The sequence below is a fragment of the Daejeonella sp. genome (assembly GCF_036405355.1).
Taxonomy (GTDB): Bacteria; Bacteroidota; Bacteroidia; order Sphingobacteriales; family Sphingobacteriaceae; genus Daejeonella.
The window spans coordinates 1-14,850 of sequence record NZ_DASWXT010000038.1; the positions used below are offsets into that span (position 1 = coordinate 1).

Consider the following 14,850-nt stretch of genomic DNA (forward strand, 5'->3'; position numbering starts at 1 on the left):
GAAACGGTGGAGTGTTTGTTTCGCAGCCGCCAAACCTGATGTTCTTAAAAGATACCAATGGCGATGGAAAGGCTGATGTGAAAGAAATTATTCTTCATGGTTTTGGTACTGAGGATGTACATCATTCAATCTCGGCACTTAACTGGGGGCAGGATGGTGCATTGTATATGCATATGGGTACTTTTCTTCATACCCAGGTAGAAACGCCTTATGGACCTCAGCGATCGGCTTATGGTGAAACCTGGCGATATGATCCGCTGACGATGAAACTGGAACCCTATGTTTCATATCCTTATGCCAACCCCTGGGGAAATGTCTTTACACGAAATGGCACACATCTGATTGGAGATACCTCAACAGGGATGAATTATTTTGCTCCGCCGCTTACAGTAGCTACTGATTATCCAGTAAAGCATGTCGAAATGAAGGATATGCTAACCCTTAAGATTAAGCCCAAAACCTGCGGGATGGAAATTGTGTCAAGCAGGAACTTCCCGGATAATTATCAGGGTAATGTGCTTTTTAATACATTTCTTGGATTTCAGGGAATCACAAATCATTCTTTGTCTGAATCAGGAAGTGGGTTGATAGGGAAGGAGGAGGAACCGATTCTGCAATCCAAAGATCCACAGTTCAGACCTGTAGACCTTCAATTTGGTCCGGATGGAGCCCTTTATTTAGCAGATTGGTTCAACCTGGTCATCAATCATGGTGAGAGAGCATTGCGTGATCCTGATCGGGATAAAACCCATGGCAGGATCTGGCGTATTACTTACACAGGCAAAGAATTGCTGAAGCCTTTGGATATGAGTCGGCTTAAGATCGATCAGTTACTTGATCAATTAAAGGAATACGAAGACAGAACAAGATACCGCGCCAGAATTCAACTGACAGAGTTTCCTGAACAGGAGGTTTTAGCTGCCTTGCCAAATTGGATTCAAAAACTAAACAAGGCTGATAAGAATTATGAGCAATACCAATTGGAAGCTTTATGGATGTACCAGAGATTGCATCATACAAACGAGGTTTTATTAATAAGCTTATTAAAAGCTAAAGATGCAAACATCAGGGCTGCTGCGACCAGAGTTTTATTTTACTGGAAGGATGACTTGAAGAATTCCCAGGCCAGGTTAATATCAATGTCTAAAGATCCCTCTCCAAGAGTACGATTGGAGGCGATTGTATCATTGAGTCATTTCAGGAATGAGGCCAGTCTGATGGCTTTACTGTCTGCTTCAGAAATGCCAATGGATGACTATATCGTTTACGCATTAAAGGAGAGTTTTAAACATCTGCAGCCAGTCTGGATAGCTAAGTTTAAGAATGATAAAGGTTTTCTGGCAAATGAGCCTGAGAAGGCAAAATTGCTGCTGCAGCCGCTTTCTTCTCCAGAAGTATTAACCATGCCGGGCTATTTTAAAAAGGACCCTGATGCGGCAATTTACACGAGAAAACCTTTGTCAGAGAAATTCTATAATGATTTTGCAGATGTGAAGGCGGTTTCGGATTTCAGAAAAACATTGAATACTTTATCCGGTGCATCAGAGTCGGTAGGAACTGAAATTAAAGGAAGAACCGTCATCCAGTTATCAACTTTAAGCGGCAAAATGGCCTATGATAAGCTTCTTATTAACATTAAAGCAGGCAGTTTAATTTCCCTTATTTTTAAGAATCCTGATGAGATGCCTCATAATGTTGTAATCATAAAACCCGGTTCAACTGAGATTGTTGGAAAAGCTGCAGATGCGATGGCAAGCAGGAAAGATGCTTATGAGAAGAATTTTGTTCCTGCTATCCCGGAAGTACTTTATTCAAGTCCACTGGTTCCTACTGGCGGTACCTTCAGACTTGATTTTAAAGCACCCGACAAGACGGGTGAATATCCATTTATCTGTACTTTTCCGGGGCATTGGAGGATCATGAAAGGGATGATTAAGGTAAATTAGGGCTGGAGAGAATGAGGTCTGAAGTCTGAGGTATGAGATATATGGTGTCTGGGATATATTATCTTTGAGAGTTAAGCTTTTAAACTATCACTCCAGATATGAAATATTGATCTAAGGGTACTGTATAGCTATCGGCTTTTAGCTTTACGCTTTCAGCTTTATGCTTTCTTCTTAAAACTCTCCTTCCCGCTGAAACTTTTGTTTTATGTTTTCATTGAACTGCTTCCTGCTATGATGAATACTTTCTAAAATTTCATCAGAAGTACGCCCTGCTGAATCGCGTGCTGCAGGAATTATAGTGTTACATTCATTGGCATCCATAAAACGCGCTGCCTCCAGTAATCTGCTTTGCTCTTCCGGTGCAATCACTATAAAACCATGTTTGTCGGCGTGAATCAAATCACCCGGCTTTACTTTTCGACCGAAGACTTCTACTTCACAGTTCCACCTGACGCAGCTCACATAAGCATGCCCTACGCAAAGCCTTTTTGCCAGTGCTTTAAATCCGGCATTCGTCATTTCATCCAGATCGCGTATAGCACCATCAGTAATAGTACCTACACAGCCAAGTGATTTATGGACATTGCTATTTACTTCACCCCAGAAAGAGCCAACAATACTTGATTTATCCAGGTCTTGTACTACCACAATTTTTGGTCCCGGAGTATGAGCAATATATTGCAGGTATTCCATGTAGGCATTGGGATTTGAAATCTTATGCTGAGGATTACTTGGTTCAATAACCAAAGTAATTGCATAACCTACCATTGGACCCATCTGTGGCATAAAATCGCGGGTTTCTTCAAGATTGAATGCATCTTTTGCCCGATTTTGTTTGGTAATCTGTTCCCAGCCATTATAAATTGTGGGTGTATTCCAGCGTTTGAGCTGGATAAGATCGCTATGGGTTACCCGATAGTTATCGGGTTGGCGGTTATTGTGTTCGTCCATAATTTAGAATTTAAATGCAATATAATTATTCAGACCTGCTTTAAGCCTTGCTTTAACCTGTTTTTATGTTAAAAATTTTAGCTTCAGATGGTTTACCTGATTGTTCCCGCAGCCAAAAAAATTAAATAATGGTATTGTTACAATTGCAGGTAAGATTAGCTGCATTCTCCAATTTTGTAGTACAATCAGTTTTAAACGCCCTCTGGATTTGATTTTGACAAATATTTTAAGCTTTAGTTCTTAAAAATCAAATTGAAATTAGAATATGCCTGGTTTTGCAAAACGGGGTATTCATTTGAGTGACCTATATCATCAGGGTATTTTTCTATATTTCAAGAATTAAATAAAAATAAAATGAGAACAAAGTTTTTACTATTTACCGTTTTGGTAATTTTCGGCATCAGGGCTAATGCACAACCAGCCGGAACATCATCAGGGAAACCTTATGCCTATATTATTAAAGGTGGACATGTTATCGATCCAAAGAATAATATCAATGAGATTATGGACATTGCCTTCACTGCCGGAAGAAGAGGAATGGCAGCCCGTCCTGCAATGCCCGAACGTCCTGCAGCAAATGGACGCCCGGCACGTCCGGCAATACCAGCCCGTCCGGCAGTTCCTGCTTCTGAAGGAAAAATTGCATTGATTGCTAAAAATATCAATCCCGATCTTGCTGATAAGATTATTGACGCCAAGGGGCTATATGTAACTCCGGGTCTTATTGATATTCATGTTCATTTCTTTTGGGGACATGATGGGAGCTACCTTAAGAATGCACCAACTGCTTTACCAGCCGATGGTTTTACTTTCCGTACCGGGGTAACCACTGTTGTTGATGCAGGTTGTACAGGCTGGAGAGATTTTGAGCTCTATAAAAAGCGTACCATTGACGCATCCCAAACCCGTGTTCTGGCAATGCTGAACATTGTCGGTACCGGAATGGATGGTGCAGGAGAAAACAATATTGATGAGATGGATCCACAGAAAACAGCTGAAATGGCAATGAAATATCCAAAGGATATCGTTGGGGTTAAACTGGCTCACTTTTCAGGACGGACCTGGGTACCAACTGACCGTACACTTGAAGCTGGCAGACTTGCAAATATTCCGATTATGGTCGATTTTGGTTCTGCGGACCCGTTTTTACCATTAGATTCCTTATTTAATGTGAAATTTCGCAAAGGAGATATTTATACCCATGCTTTTGGTGGCAATGGATCAAATGATCCTAATGGCAGGGAGTCTATTGTTGATATGAACGGTAAAGTGAAGCCTTTTGTTTATAAAGCAAGAGAAAAAGGAGTGATCTTTGATGTTGGATTTGGTGGGGCAAGTTACCTTTATAATCAGGGTGTTCCGGCTGTTAAGGCAGGATTTTATCCAAATACCATCAGCACCGATTTGCATACAGGAAGTATGAATGGCCCGATGAAAAGTATGGAAAACATAATGGGATTATTTATGGCTACCGGGATGCCTTTAAAAGAAGTAATTGCTGCAAGTACCTGGCATCCGGCACAGGCAATAAAGCGTGAGGAACTTGGAAATTTATCTCAGGGGTCTGTAGCTGACATCGCCATCTTCAGAATTAATAAAGGTGATTATGGATGGCCTGTAAGAGGAGGAAAATTTCCCGGAAAGGAAAGATTTCAAACTGAGATGACCATCAGAGCAGGTAATGTGGTTTATGATCTGGATGGACTTTCGCAGCCAGCAGGACCAAGTCCGGCAGGCAGATAACAATTTCTAATAATTTCTGATAAGGCGCCTTCTGAATTTTGGCGCCTTTTTTTATGCCATCTTCTTAAGAAACTAAACTCTTTATAAAAGAATATAAAGTATCCCCCATCTGGTAATAGCCAGTATTGTCCGGATGTACCCCATTGCCCCAGGTCTCAATGATTTGCGTACTTCTTGCATTTGCTTTCATTGTAGTTTTCTGAAAATTATTGGTCCTGTCAATGCAATGATTAAAGCCGATACAATATAACCTGGAATTCCTCATTTCCGGGGTATCGTAATTGCTTAGCAGGAATTCAACCAGTTTCTTGTAGTTTTCAATATATCTTCTTAAAGTTTGACCTGATGCATAATTCACAGCAAATGCATCCTGTGAGATTGAAGGTGGAATGGTAATGCAAAGTCCGATATTGATCCGGGGAATAACCGCTCTGAATTCAATAAGCATTTTGTCAAAATCGGCCTTAATACTTTCTAACTTTTGGCCTGAAACATTAAGAAAAACATCATTGATTCCTAAATGCACTGTGATCAGATCGTCTGCTGTCATGCTGTACCCTTTATCATTCAGGTATTTCTTAAAGTCCAGTCTCTTCGTACTCAAATTCCAGAAAGGATTAGCTGCTGTCATTACCGAATTTGCATATGGAATTAAAGTGTCACCATTACCTGAAACCTTTGTCAGAGTTCCATTTACAGATGGATTATCAATCCCTTTGTTCCTGCGGACAGCCACATATCCACTTCCACCGCTCAGGTTTATTTCAGAAATGGTGAATTCCGATTTGCCATCTGAATACACTGAACCAATACCCGGGCTCTCTGTTAATCCACTTAAGTGGAGCTGCCAGGTGCTTTGACCGCCATCTCCGGCATACTGGCTAAATTTCCATCCTCCTCTGCCTTCGTGTTTATTGGGTGTATTTCCACGGCTTCCAAGAAATGTCATTGATGGACTTGCCATCGCCTGGTAATCAGTATTGATAATGCTGATATATTGACCTCCTGCTGTTGTACTGTCGCCAATGCAAAGAACCTTTATTGAAGATCCTGCACCTTTATTCTTGCCGGTGATGATCAGTTCAGATGTTTTTGAAGCAATTATTGTACCGGCAAAACTAACTTCTATCTTAAATTTATTTTTTCCTGTATCAGCAGCCTGTGGATTAATTCTCCAGAATTTATCATACTGTCTACCCTTGGGGCAGGTAACATCAATAGCCAAAAGATCATTCGGAAGATTTGAAAAGATCACATTATCGAAGTAGATATTGGTTTCAATTCCTTCGGATGCATAAATAACAGAAGGTGTGAGGATATTCACCTCTGCATTCAGAATTGAAGGATCTATTGAGATGTTATTGCGTTTGAGTTGTTCATTTTCATTCAGGATTTCTCTTGTATTGGCTGATGAAGCCCCCAGAGGAATTAAAACAGAGGCTAGTCCTGCATGTGCAGCTACTCTGAAAAGTGCTCTTCTGGAAATTTGTATTTTTTCTTTTGTCATGGTTCAGGATTGTGGGTAATAGCTAAAAACTAATCTATGTTGTTTTATTAAAAATAAATCAATTTCCCATATTTTACATCCTGTTATTTTCTCCCAAAGAATAATCCTATTTTTACTCCGTTATGGATAACCAGGATAAAAAGCGACAATTAATAATTGATTCTGCAATCAAGCGCTTTGCCCATTTCGGTTTGTCGAAGACAACCATGACAGAAATTGCCTCCGATCTATCGATGTCTAAAGCTTTGCTTTACTATTACTTTCCTGATAAGATCAGTCTTTACTCTGCAGTTCTTGAGAGTATTATTGTTGAAATGGAAAATGATTTAAGCAGAGGGGTGGAGAAGATCAAAACCATTGAAAAGGCAATTTTTTATGTGCTTGAGAAAAGGCAGGAGTATATTCTGAAATACTATAATATCCTGGATTATATCCGTACCTCCGGCTCAGATTTGCCAGAAAATATTCAAAAGATCATTCAGGATGCCAAATCTTCAGAGACAAGGATCATTGCATCTGTTTTGCAAAGAGGAAAAGATGCAGGGGAAATAAAGATTTCGAATGCTAACGATTCTGCAGCCTTACTGATGGATGCCCTGATTGGGATGCGATACATCGCGTTCAGTAGTCACAAGATCTTCCAGCCTCAGGGTGATCAATTTGATTCTCTCCTCCTTCGCCAGAAAAAACTGGCTTCAGTCTACCTGAAAGGCCTGCGCTAGTCAGCCTTTTGTCACATTTATCTTAATGATCATGATTTTTTCATGAAAGTTTGTGCAGCGTTTTTATTGTTTTTACTTTTGACTATTATATTAAAAAGTCAGTAAGTAAAAAGGTTAAATCAATGACTGATACTAAACAAGAATTGATCATAGAGAAGGCGCTTCAGCGATTCGCTCATTTTGGAATTCAAAAAACCACGATGAATGAAATTGCCGATGACCTGGCTATGTCCAAACCCCTGGTATATTACTATTTCCCTGATAAAACCACTTTAATCATAGCAGTAATAGAACGGATAATAAGTGAATATCAGGGCAGGCTTTCTTTGATTTTTGGGCAATCAAAGAGTATTTCTGAATCGCTTAGTTCCATGCTTGAACTCCGCATGGAGTTTCTTGAACGCTATTTTATGCTTCATCTGGAGGATAATACTGAGCAAAGTTTATGCAGGGAAGATGTGAAAAATTCCATTATTAAGATCCGGGCCAATGAGATCAAACTTATTGCTAAACAATTTGATAGGGCTGTTCAAGAAAGAGAGCTGCTGCTTGTTGATTCCAATCATACTGCGGAGCTGTTTATCAACATGCTTGCAGGTTTAGCAATGTGGACAATGGCTGAACAAAAGAAGCAACTGATTCCGGATTTAGCATCATTTAAATTGCTTTTAAACAAGCAAAAGGAATTGGCGGAGATCTTTTTAAGAGGGATAAGTTGTCCTGTCCTGACCTGAATCAAGTTTAGGATGACAAAATAATGAATATGAATAATCAAAAAAATGAGAACTAAAATCAAACAAAAAGTGACAGTTTTTGCCTTTCTACTCCTATTAGGTTTTTCGGCCGGGGCACAAACTGTCAACATCACTTTAAAGGATGCATTGAAATATGCAATTGAAAACAATACTGAGATACGAAAAGCAAGGCTTGAAATTATCAAAGGACAGCTGCAAACGGAGGAGATTAGGGCAAGAGCACTTCCGCAATTAAACGGTAAAAGTTCATTAACCGACCAACTGATCATACCTCAACTGGTAGTTGGTAATCAGATATTCAAAATGGGTCGGCAATGGACGGGTGATGCCGGACTAAGCTTTAGCCAGCAATTGTTTAATCAGCAGGTTTTTACAGGTTTGAAAGCCGCAAAAGCAGGAGAGTCCTTTTATAATCTGAGCGCTGAACTTACTGAAGAGGATATTATTCAACAGGTTTCTACAGCTTATTACCAGGTTTTGGTTAGTCGGGAGCAGTTAAAAACCATAGAAGCCAATATTCAATCGATTGGCCGTATTGAGAATACAGTTGCAAATCAGTTTAAAAATGGACTTGCTAAAAAGATCGATCTTGACCGTGTTCATGTAAACTTAACTAATGTGAAGACTCAAAGGGACCAACTCGCCAATGGCATAAGGCAACAGGAGAATATATTAAAGTTCTATATTGGAATGCCAGTAGATACCCAAATCGAAATACCTTCTGCAGAACTGAATAAAATTTCTGAGGATGCATTAAGTCGTTATAGTAATTTTAAAGTAGAAGACCTGACCCGATATCGTCTCCTGATGAAGCAGGAGGAATTGTTGGTCTATCAGAAGAAAGCAGCGATTGCTGAATATTTTCCTACACTAAGCATGACAGGCAATTTTGCCAGAACCAGCACCAGCGATCGTTTTGATATAATTGGTGGACATAATTCAAGCGCTGTCAAGTATAATGCATCCGCAATAGGGCTTACTCTGAACATACCAATTTTTGACGGTTTCGCAAGAAGATCAAGGGTGAAGCAAGCAGACATTCAGATTCAGCAAATTCAACAGGATCTTAAAAACACCAAAAACTCATTAAGTATGGCCTATAATAATGCCAATCTGGAACTGAGGAATAATATCAGTACTATAAATGCGCAACAGGAAAATGTAAAACTTGCCGCTGAGATATATGCCAGCACTCAAAATAATTACAATAACGGGCTTGCTCCACTTACGGATCTTTTGAACGCTGAGACTTCTATGGTTGAGTCGCAGAATAGCTATAACAAGGCTTTACTCAATTATAAACTTGCCGAAATACAATTAATGCAATCTAACGGAAATATAAAAACACTCTTAAACTAATAAAATGAAACTATCATGATTTTGCCCAAATCCGTAGGACTATAATTATTAAATCATGATCGCTTCATCACCATAAAAAACAATAAATAAACAGATGAAAAAGAAAGGAATATTATCAATTGTCGCAGTTCTGGCAGTCCTTGCATTGATTGCATGGGTATTGGATAAAAATAAAAAGAAGAATGCAGAGATTACTGCGATTGTTTCTTCCGGAAATACTGGGTTGGTCGCTGTGAATACAGAAACAGTCAGTAAAACTACGATCAACTTAGATTTCAGCGCAAACGGAATATTTGCTGCTAACCAGGATCTGACCATGGCCACTGAAAATGCCGGACGGGTAACACGTATTTTTGTGGATGAGGGTTCACGTGTTTCAAAAGGACAGCTTTTAGCCAGGATTGATGCAGATCTTCTGAATGTTGATGTTGAAACAGCCAAAGCGAATCATCAGAGTGCCATAAGGGATCTTGAACGCTATGAAAGTGCATTCAAAACAGGTGGTGTAACTCAGCAACAACTGGATAATGCCCGTTTAAATGTACAAACCACACAGTCTAGACTTCAATCTGCTAACCTTAAATCAGCAGATGCAAATATAAAGTCGCCGATCTCTGGAATTATTAATAAGCGTTTTGTTGAGCAAGGGTCTTATGTGAATGTTGGTAATCAATTGTTTGAAATCGTGGATGTATCCAAATTGAAACTGCAGGCTACTGCCAACGAGAATCAGGTAGTAAACCTTAAAGTTGGATATGCGGTATCAATCAAATCAAATGTTTATCCTGGTATTACTTTTAATGGAAAGATTACTTTCATCTCCCCCAAAGCAGATAATAGCCTGAATTTTCCTGTGGAAGTGGAAGTCAGCAATAATTCAGATGGAAAACTTAAAGCCGGTATGTACGGCACTGCAGTTTTTGATTTCCCTGATCAGGCTGCGTCTCTTTCAGTCCCACGCAGTGCGTTTGTGGGCGGTGTGAATAGCAATAAAATTTTTGTATTGGAAGGGAATAAGGCGATTGAGCGTAAGCTTACTGCAGGAAGGACCTTTGGCGATCGTGTCGAAGTAATTGAAGGCCTTAAAGAGGGAGAGCTGGTAATTACCAGTGGGCAGATCAATCTGGTTAATGGGACTGAGGTGCAAAAACTCAAATAGGTGATGCATAGGCTTATGATCGGAATAAACAACAAAAATGTTGAAGATTAGGTTCATAGCCGTTAAAAAACAATTATAAACAAATGAAAATAGCTGAAATATCCATTAAACGTCCAACGATCGTAGTGGTATTGTTTACTGTATTGACCCTTCTGGGTATAATGAGTTACAAGTCCCTTAACTACGAAATGCTGCCTAAGTTTTCTCCGGCAGTGGTATCAGTTGCGACTGTTTACCCCGGGGCTTCACCAAGTGAGGTTGAGAATACCGTGACCAAGAAGATTGAGGATGCCGTATCCTCAATGGAAAATATTAAAAAGATACAGGCAACATCTTACGAAAGTTTATCACTTGTAACCATTACATTGAATAGTGGAACTGATGTGGATGTCTCATTGAATGATGCGCAGCGTAAAGTAAATGCGATTTTATCCAAATTACCAGATGACATTGAAGCTCCTTCACTGAACAAGTTTTCACTTGATGATCTTCCGATTATTACTATGTCTGCAACTGCCGGAATGGATGATGCTCAGTTTTTTGATCTGGTAAAGAATCGTATTGTTCCCGGACTTTCCCGGGTTGAGGGGGTGGCTCAGGTAAACATCATTGGTGGACGTGAACGTGAAATTCAGGTCAATATTGATGAGAAAAAGCTGGCTGCCTATAACCTTCCCTTATTATCAGTTCAGCAGATTATTCAATCTTCTAATCTGGATTTTCCGACAGGAAGTATTCGTACAGAAAACCGGGACATCCTGGTTCGCTTATCCGGTAAATATGCTTCAGTTGATGAATTGCGTAATCTGATTGTATCCGATAAAAATGGTATTCAGGTTCGTCTCTCTGATATAGCAGAAGTTCAGGATACTCAAAAGGACGTGGAAAAGATCGCTAGGGTTGATCAAAAGGCAGCTATTGCTCTTCAAATAATTAAGCAATCTGACGCCAATGCAGTTACGGTTAGTGAAGGAGTAAAGAAAAGCATCTCAGGACTTGAGGTTGAATATAGAAATATTAATCTGGATCTGACTATTGCATCAGACAGTTCAGTTTATACCCTTGCATCGGCTGATGCCGTTATCCACGATTTATTGATTGCGGTTATTCTGGTTGCATTCGTGATGTTATTCTTTCTGCATAGCCTGAGAAATGCAGCTATCGTGATGGTTTCGATCCCTGCCTCCCTGATTGCTACATTCATTGGAATTTATTTACTCGGATACACCCTGAACCTGATGTCATTACTAGGTTTATCATTGGTGGTAGGGATCCTTGTGGACGATGCAATCGTGGTTTTGGAGAATATTTACAGGCACATGGAAATGGGTAAGAACCGTGTCCGGGCTTCCTATGAAGCTACAAAGGAAATTGGTTTTACTGTAACCTCAATTACACTCGTAATTGTAGTGGTATTCCTTCCGATCGCTTTGAGTACAGGATTGGTCTCTGATATTTTACGTCAATTTACTGTGGTGGTGATGATTGCAACTATGCTTAGTTTGCTGACCTCATTTACCATTATTCCACTGCTTTCTTCCCGCTTTGGTAAACTGGAGAAAATTGAAGGAAAGAATTTTTTCGGAAAGATCATTTTGAGTTTCGAAAGGTTTTTAGAACGCTTTACTGTATGGGTAAGTGATATTCTGAACTGGTCTCTGGGGCATAAGAAAACAGTTTTAGGAGGTACATTAGCTTTGCTGATCGCAACTTTTATGCTGATTGGCAAGGGTTATATCGGCACTGAGTTTTTTCCGAAAAGTGACCGTGGAGAGTTCATTGTTCAGATAGAATTGCCTAAGGATGCTTCCATTGAACAAACCAATTTAATTACGAGCAAAGCTGAACGGATTTTAAGTAGTAAGCCTGAGGTTGTTCGTTTGATTACCAATGTTGGTCAGGCAAGTGAGGCAGCAGGTGCTCAGCAGGCCCCTGCATATTCGGCCGAGATCAATGTGCAGCTGGTTGAACGTAAGCTGCGTTTAGACCGTTCGGATGTTTATGCTGCAAAAGTGAAGAAAGAATTGGTTGGACAGCTTGCAGGAGCAAAAATAAAAACCACTCCGGTAAGTATTCTTGGAACTGCTGAGCGCACACCAGTGGAGGTTGTTGTACGTGGGAGCCAGCTGGATAGTGTGATGAAGTTTGCTGAGGTGGTGAAGGGAAAGCTTGCGGCTATCAAAGGGACGACAGAAGTTAAACTATCTGTTGAAGGAGGTAATCCGGAAATCAGAGTACAGGTAGATCGTGATAAAATGTCGGCTTTGGGATTGAACCTGCAGACTGTAGGAGCCAGTATGCAAACCGCCTTTAACGGAAATACCGATGGTAAATTCCGACAGGGAGAATATGAATATGATATCAATATTCGTCTGGACAATTTCAACAGAAAGAGTCTGGATGACGTAAGAAGCCTCACTTTTATCAATAATTCGGGGCAAAAGATTAAACTGGATCAGTTTGCTACAGTTGTTGAGAGTTCAGGTCCATCCCGATTGGAACGTCAGGATAAGACAACCAAGGTATCCGTACAATCACAGGTGGTTGGAAAACCTTCGGGTACAGTTGTTGCTGAACTGGATGCAGTGATCAAAGATCTTCCCCGGCCTGTAGGTGTTAATTACATTTTTGGGGGTGATATGGAAAATCAGTCAGAAGGTTTTGGTACACTAGGAATAGCTTTGTTGATGTCTATCGTAATGGTTTATCTGATCATGGTTGCACTTTATAATAATTATGTGCATCCATTTGTAGTCTTGTTCTCCATCCCACTTTCGATCATTGGAGCATTACTTGCACTGGCTTTAACCAATAATTCACTTAATATTTTCACTATTCTTGGATTGATTATGCTGATCGGTCTGGTAGCGAAGAATGCAATTATTCTTGTCGACTTTACGAACCAGCAGATCGATGAAGAGGGTAAGTCGGTTCGGGAAGCTTTGTTAGCAGCAAATCATGCACGATTAAGACCCATTTTGATGACTACCATCGCAATGGTTATTGGTATGCTTCCTATTGCGCTTGCCGGAGGTGCTGGTGCAGAGTGGAAAAATGGCCTGGCCTGGGTAATTATCGGCGGACTGTTAAGTTCACTGTTCCTGACCCTGATTATTGTGCCTGTAGTTTATGAGACATTTGATAAGATCATTAAAAGATTTACCAAAAATACTGTGAAACAGGATATTGATGCACTCCTTGAAGAACATTATACCGATTCTGGTCATTCATCGAAAGATCATATTTCGGTATCCTAAAGAAATAACCTTTATAAATTCCAGGCGACCCATGATCATTGATCTGGGTCGCTTTTTTTATGCTTGTATAATCTCATGATTAGATTCTCAAACTAAATCTGTTGAAAACTGATTGCTTGTTTAAAACTAGATTATCCGGCGCGCAGATTTAATATCTACATTCGTTTTCTAGTTCTTTGTCATATCTATTCTGGTTCATCCGCTCTGGCGGATGATTAAAAGGGAACCGTGTGTAAATCGCGGGCTGACGTGCAACTGTAATCCAATAAAATGGAGAGCCAGACACCTGCCGAAATAGTTTTGTTCAAAACTTTCACGACTAAAGTTTTGGCGAAAGCTCTTTCTCCTTTAATCAGGGTTCGTTGCCTTTTGTCAATTCTTGTTTACACAAAAAAACAAAAGTATATGCAACAGGAAGAAATTCTATTAAAAGAGAACAAGGATCGTTTCGTGATCCTTCCGATTAATTATCCCACAATCTGGGAGATGTATAAAAAGCATGAAGCCAGTTTCTGGACAGCCGAAGAAATCGATTTATCCGGCGATCTCAAAGACTGGGCTAATCTGAATTCCGGGGAAAAACATTTCATATCCCATGTCCTTGCTTTTTTTGCTGCCAGTGATGGTATAGTGAATGAGAATCTGGCTGTTAACTTTATGAGGGAAGTCCAGATTCCTGAAGCAAGATGTTTCTATGGTTTTCAGATCATGATGGAAAATATTCATTCTGAGACTTATGCTCTTTTGATCGATACTTATATCAGCAATCCCATAGAAAAGGACCATCTCTTTCATGCAATTGATACGGTTCCTGCAGTGAAGAAAAAGGCTGAATGGGCACTTCGCTGGATAGAAAACGGCAGTTTTGCTGAACGTCTGGTTGCTTTTGCTGCCGTAGAAGGCATCTTTTTTAGTGGCAGTTTCTGCTCAATATTCTGGTTAAAAAAAAGAGGCTTGATGCCTGGCCTCACTTTTAGCAACGAGTTGATCAGCCGCGATGAAGGGCTTCATTGTGAGTTTGCCTGTATGCTTTACCGGATGCTTTCCAATAAACTTTCATGTGAACAGGTTCTGAGTATTATCAGGGATGCAGTAGAGATTGAAAAGGAATTCATAAGCGAGGCTTTGCCGGTTGAGCTTATTGGCATGAATGCCAAACTAATGAAACAATACATTGAATTTGTAGCTGACCGTTGGGCCGATGAACTGGACTGTCCGAAAATTTATCACGCATCAAACCCTTTTGACTTTATGGAAATGATCTCTCTTCAGGGGAAAACTAATTTCTTTGAGAAGAGGGTTGGCGACTATCAGAAAGCGGGAGTACTTTCCGGTAGCAAAGAATCTAATAATTTCTCACTGGAAGAGGATTTTTAAGGAGACACAAAGTTGAGAGTGGAAATTCAATTTTGCAATTAACCCTTACTCTGAAAAGCATCTATAATATTTAA

10 protein-coding genes and 1 riboswitch are annotated in these 14,850 nt (G+C 40.0%); of the genes, 8 read left to right on the top strand and 2 right to left on the bottom strand.

The window, feature by feature from the left end; all coding sequences use genetic code 11:
• The coding region (locus tag VGE44_RS04945; RefSeq protein WP_331076638.1) for a DUF7133 domain-containing protein at positions 1-1,946 on the top strand (1,946 nt) is incomplete at its 5' end.
• Between the two features lie 171 nt (positions 1,947-2,117).
• Here the strand turns inward: VGE44_RS04945 and VGE44_RS04950 are convergent.
• The gene (locus VGE44_RS04950) at positions 2,118-2,897 is read right to left on the bottom strand and encodes an RraA family protein (RefSeq protein ID WP_331076639.1); all 780 of its coding nucleotides are present in this window, start codon (positions 2,895-2,897) and stop codon (positions 2,118-2,120) included.
• A 354-nt stretch (positions 2,898-3,251) separates the two neighbouring features.
• Here VGE44_RS04950 and VGE44_RS04955 point away from each other — a divergent pair, with 354 nt between their 5' ends.
• A complete protein-coding gene (locus VGE44_RS04955; protein WP_331076640.1) occupies positions 3,252-4,640 on the top strand; it encodes an amidohydrolase/deacetylase family metallohydrolase in 1,389 nt (462 codons plus the stop codon).
• Between the two features lie 64 nt (positions 4,641-4,704).
• Here the strand turns inward: VGE44_RS04955 and VGE44_RS04960 are convergent, their stop codons facing one another.
• Positions 4,705-6,147 carry an SGNH/GDSL hydrolase family protein gene (locus tag VGE44_RS04960; protein WP_331076641.1) on the bottom strand — a complete coding sequence of 481 codons (1,443 nt, stop codon included), beginning with the start codon at positions 6,145-6,147 and terminating at the stop codon, positions 4,705-4,707.
• A 122-nt stretch (positions 6,148-6,269) separates the two neighbouring features.
• Here VGE44_RS04960 and VGE44_RS04965 point away from each other — a divergent pair, with 122 nt between their 5' ends.
• The 6 genes from VGE44_RS04965 to VGE44_RS04990 all read left to right on the top strand — a co-directional run bounded on the left by VGE44_RS04965 (position 6,270) and on the right by VGE44_RS04990 (position 14,776).
• Positions 6,270-6,869 carry a TetR/AcrR family transcriptional regulator gene (locus VGE44_RS04965; RefSeq protein ID WP_331076642.1) on the top strand — a complete coding sequence of 200 codons (600 nt, stop codon included), beginning with the start codon at positions 6,270-6,272 and terminating at the stop codon, positions 6,867-6,869.
• 122 nt (positions 6,870-6,991) lie between these two features.
• The gene (locus VGE44_RS04970; RefSeq protein ID WP_331076643.1) at positions 6,992-7,603 is read left to right on the top strand and encodes a TetR/AcrR family transcriptional regulator; all 612 of its coding nucleotides are present in this window, start codon (positions 6,992-6,994) and stop codon (positions 7,601-7,603) included.
• A gap of 45 nt (positions 7,604-7,648) precedes the next feature.
• Complete coding sequence (locus VGE44_RS04975; protein ID WP_331076644.1) at positions 7,649-8,983, top strand: TolC family protein; 1,335 nt, start codon at positions 7,649-7,651, stop codon at positions 8,981-8,983.
• A gap of 94 nt (positions 8,984-9,077) precedes the next feature.
• Positions 9,078-10,142: an efflux RND transporter periplasmic adaptor subunit gene (locus VGE44_RS04980; protein ID WP_331076645.1), complete on the top strand. Its 1,065-nt coding sequence runs from the start codon at positions 9,078-9,080 to the stop codon at positions 10,140-10,142.
• A gap of 83 nt (positions 10,143-10,225) precedes the next feature.
• Positions 10,226-13,399, top strand: coding sequence for an efflux RND transporter permease subunit (locus tag VGE44_RS04985; RefSeq protein ID WP_331076646.1), 3,174 nt, complete (start codon positions 10,226-10,228; stop codon positions 13,397-13,399).
• A gap of 174 nt (positions 13,400-13,573) precedes the next feature.
• Positions 13,574-13,707, top strand: a riboswitch (cobalamin riboswitch).
• A 97-nt stretch (positions 13,708-13,804) separates the two neighbouring features.
• Positions 13,805-14,776: a ribonucleotide-diphosphate reductase subunit beta gene (locus VGE44_RS04990; RefSeq protein WP_331076662.1), complete on the top strand. Its 972-nt coding sequence runs from the start codon at positions 13,805-13,807 to the stop codon at positions 14,774-14,776.
• Positions 14,777-14,850 lie beyond the last annotated feature (74 nt).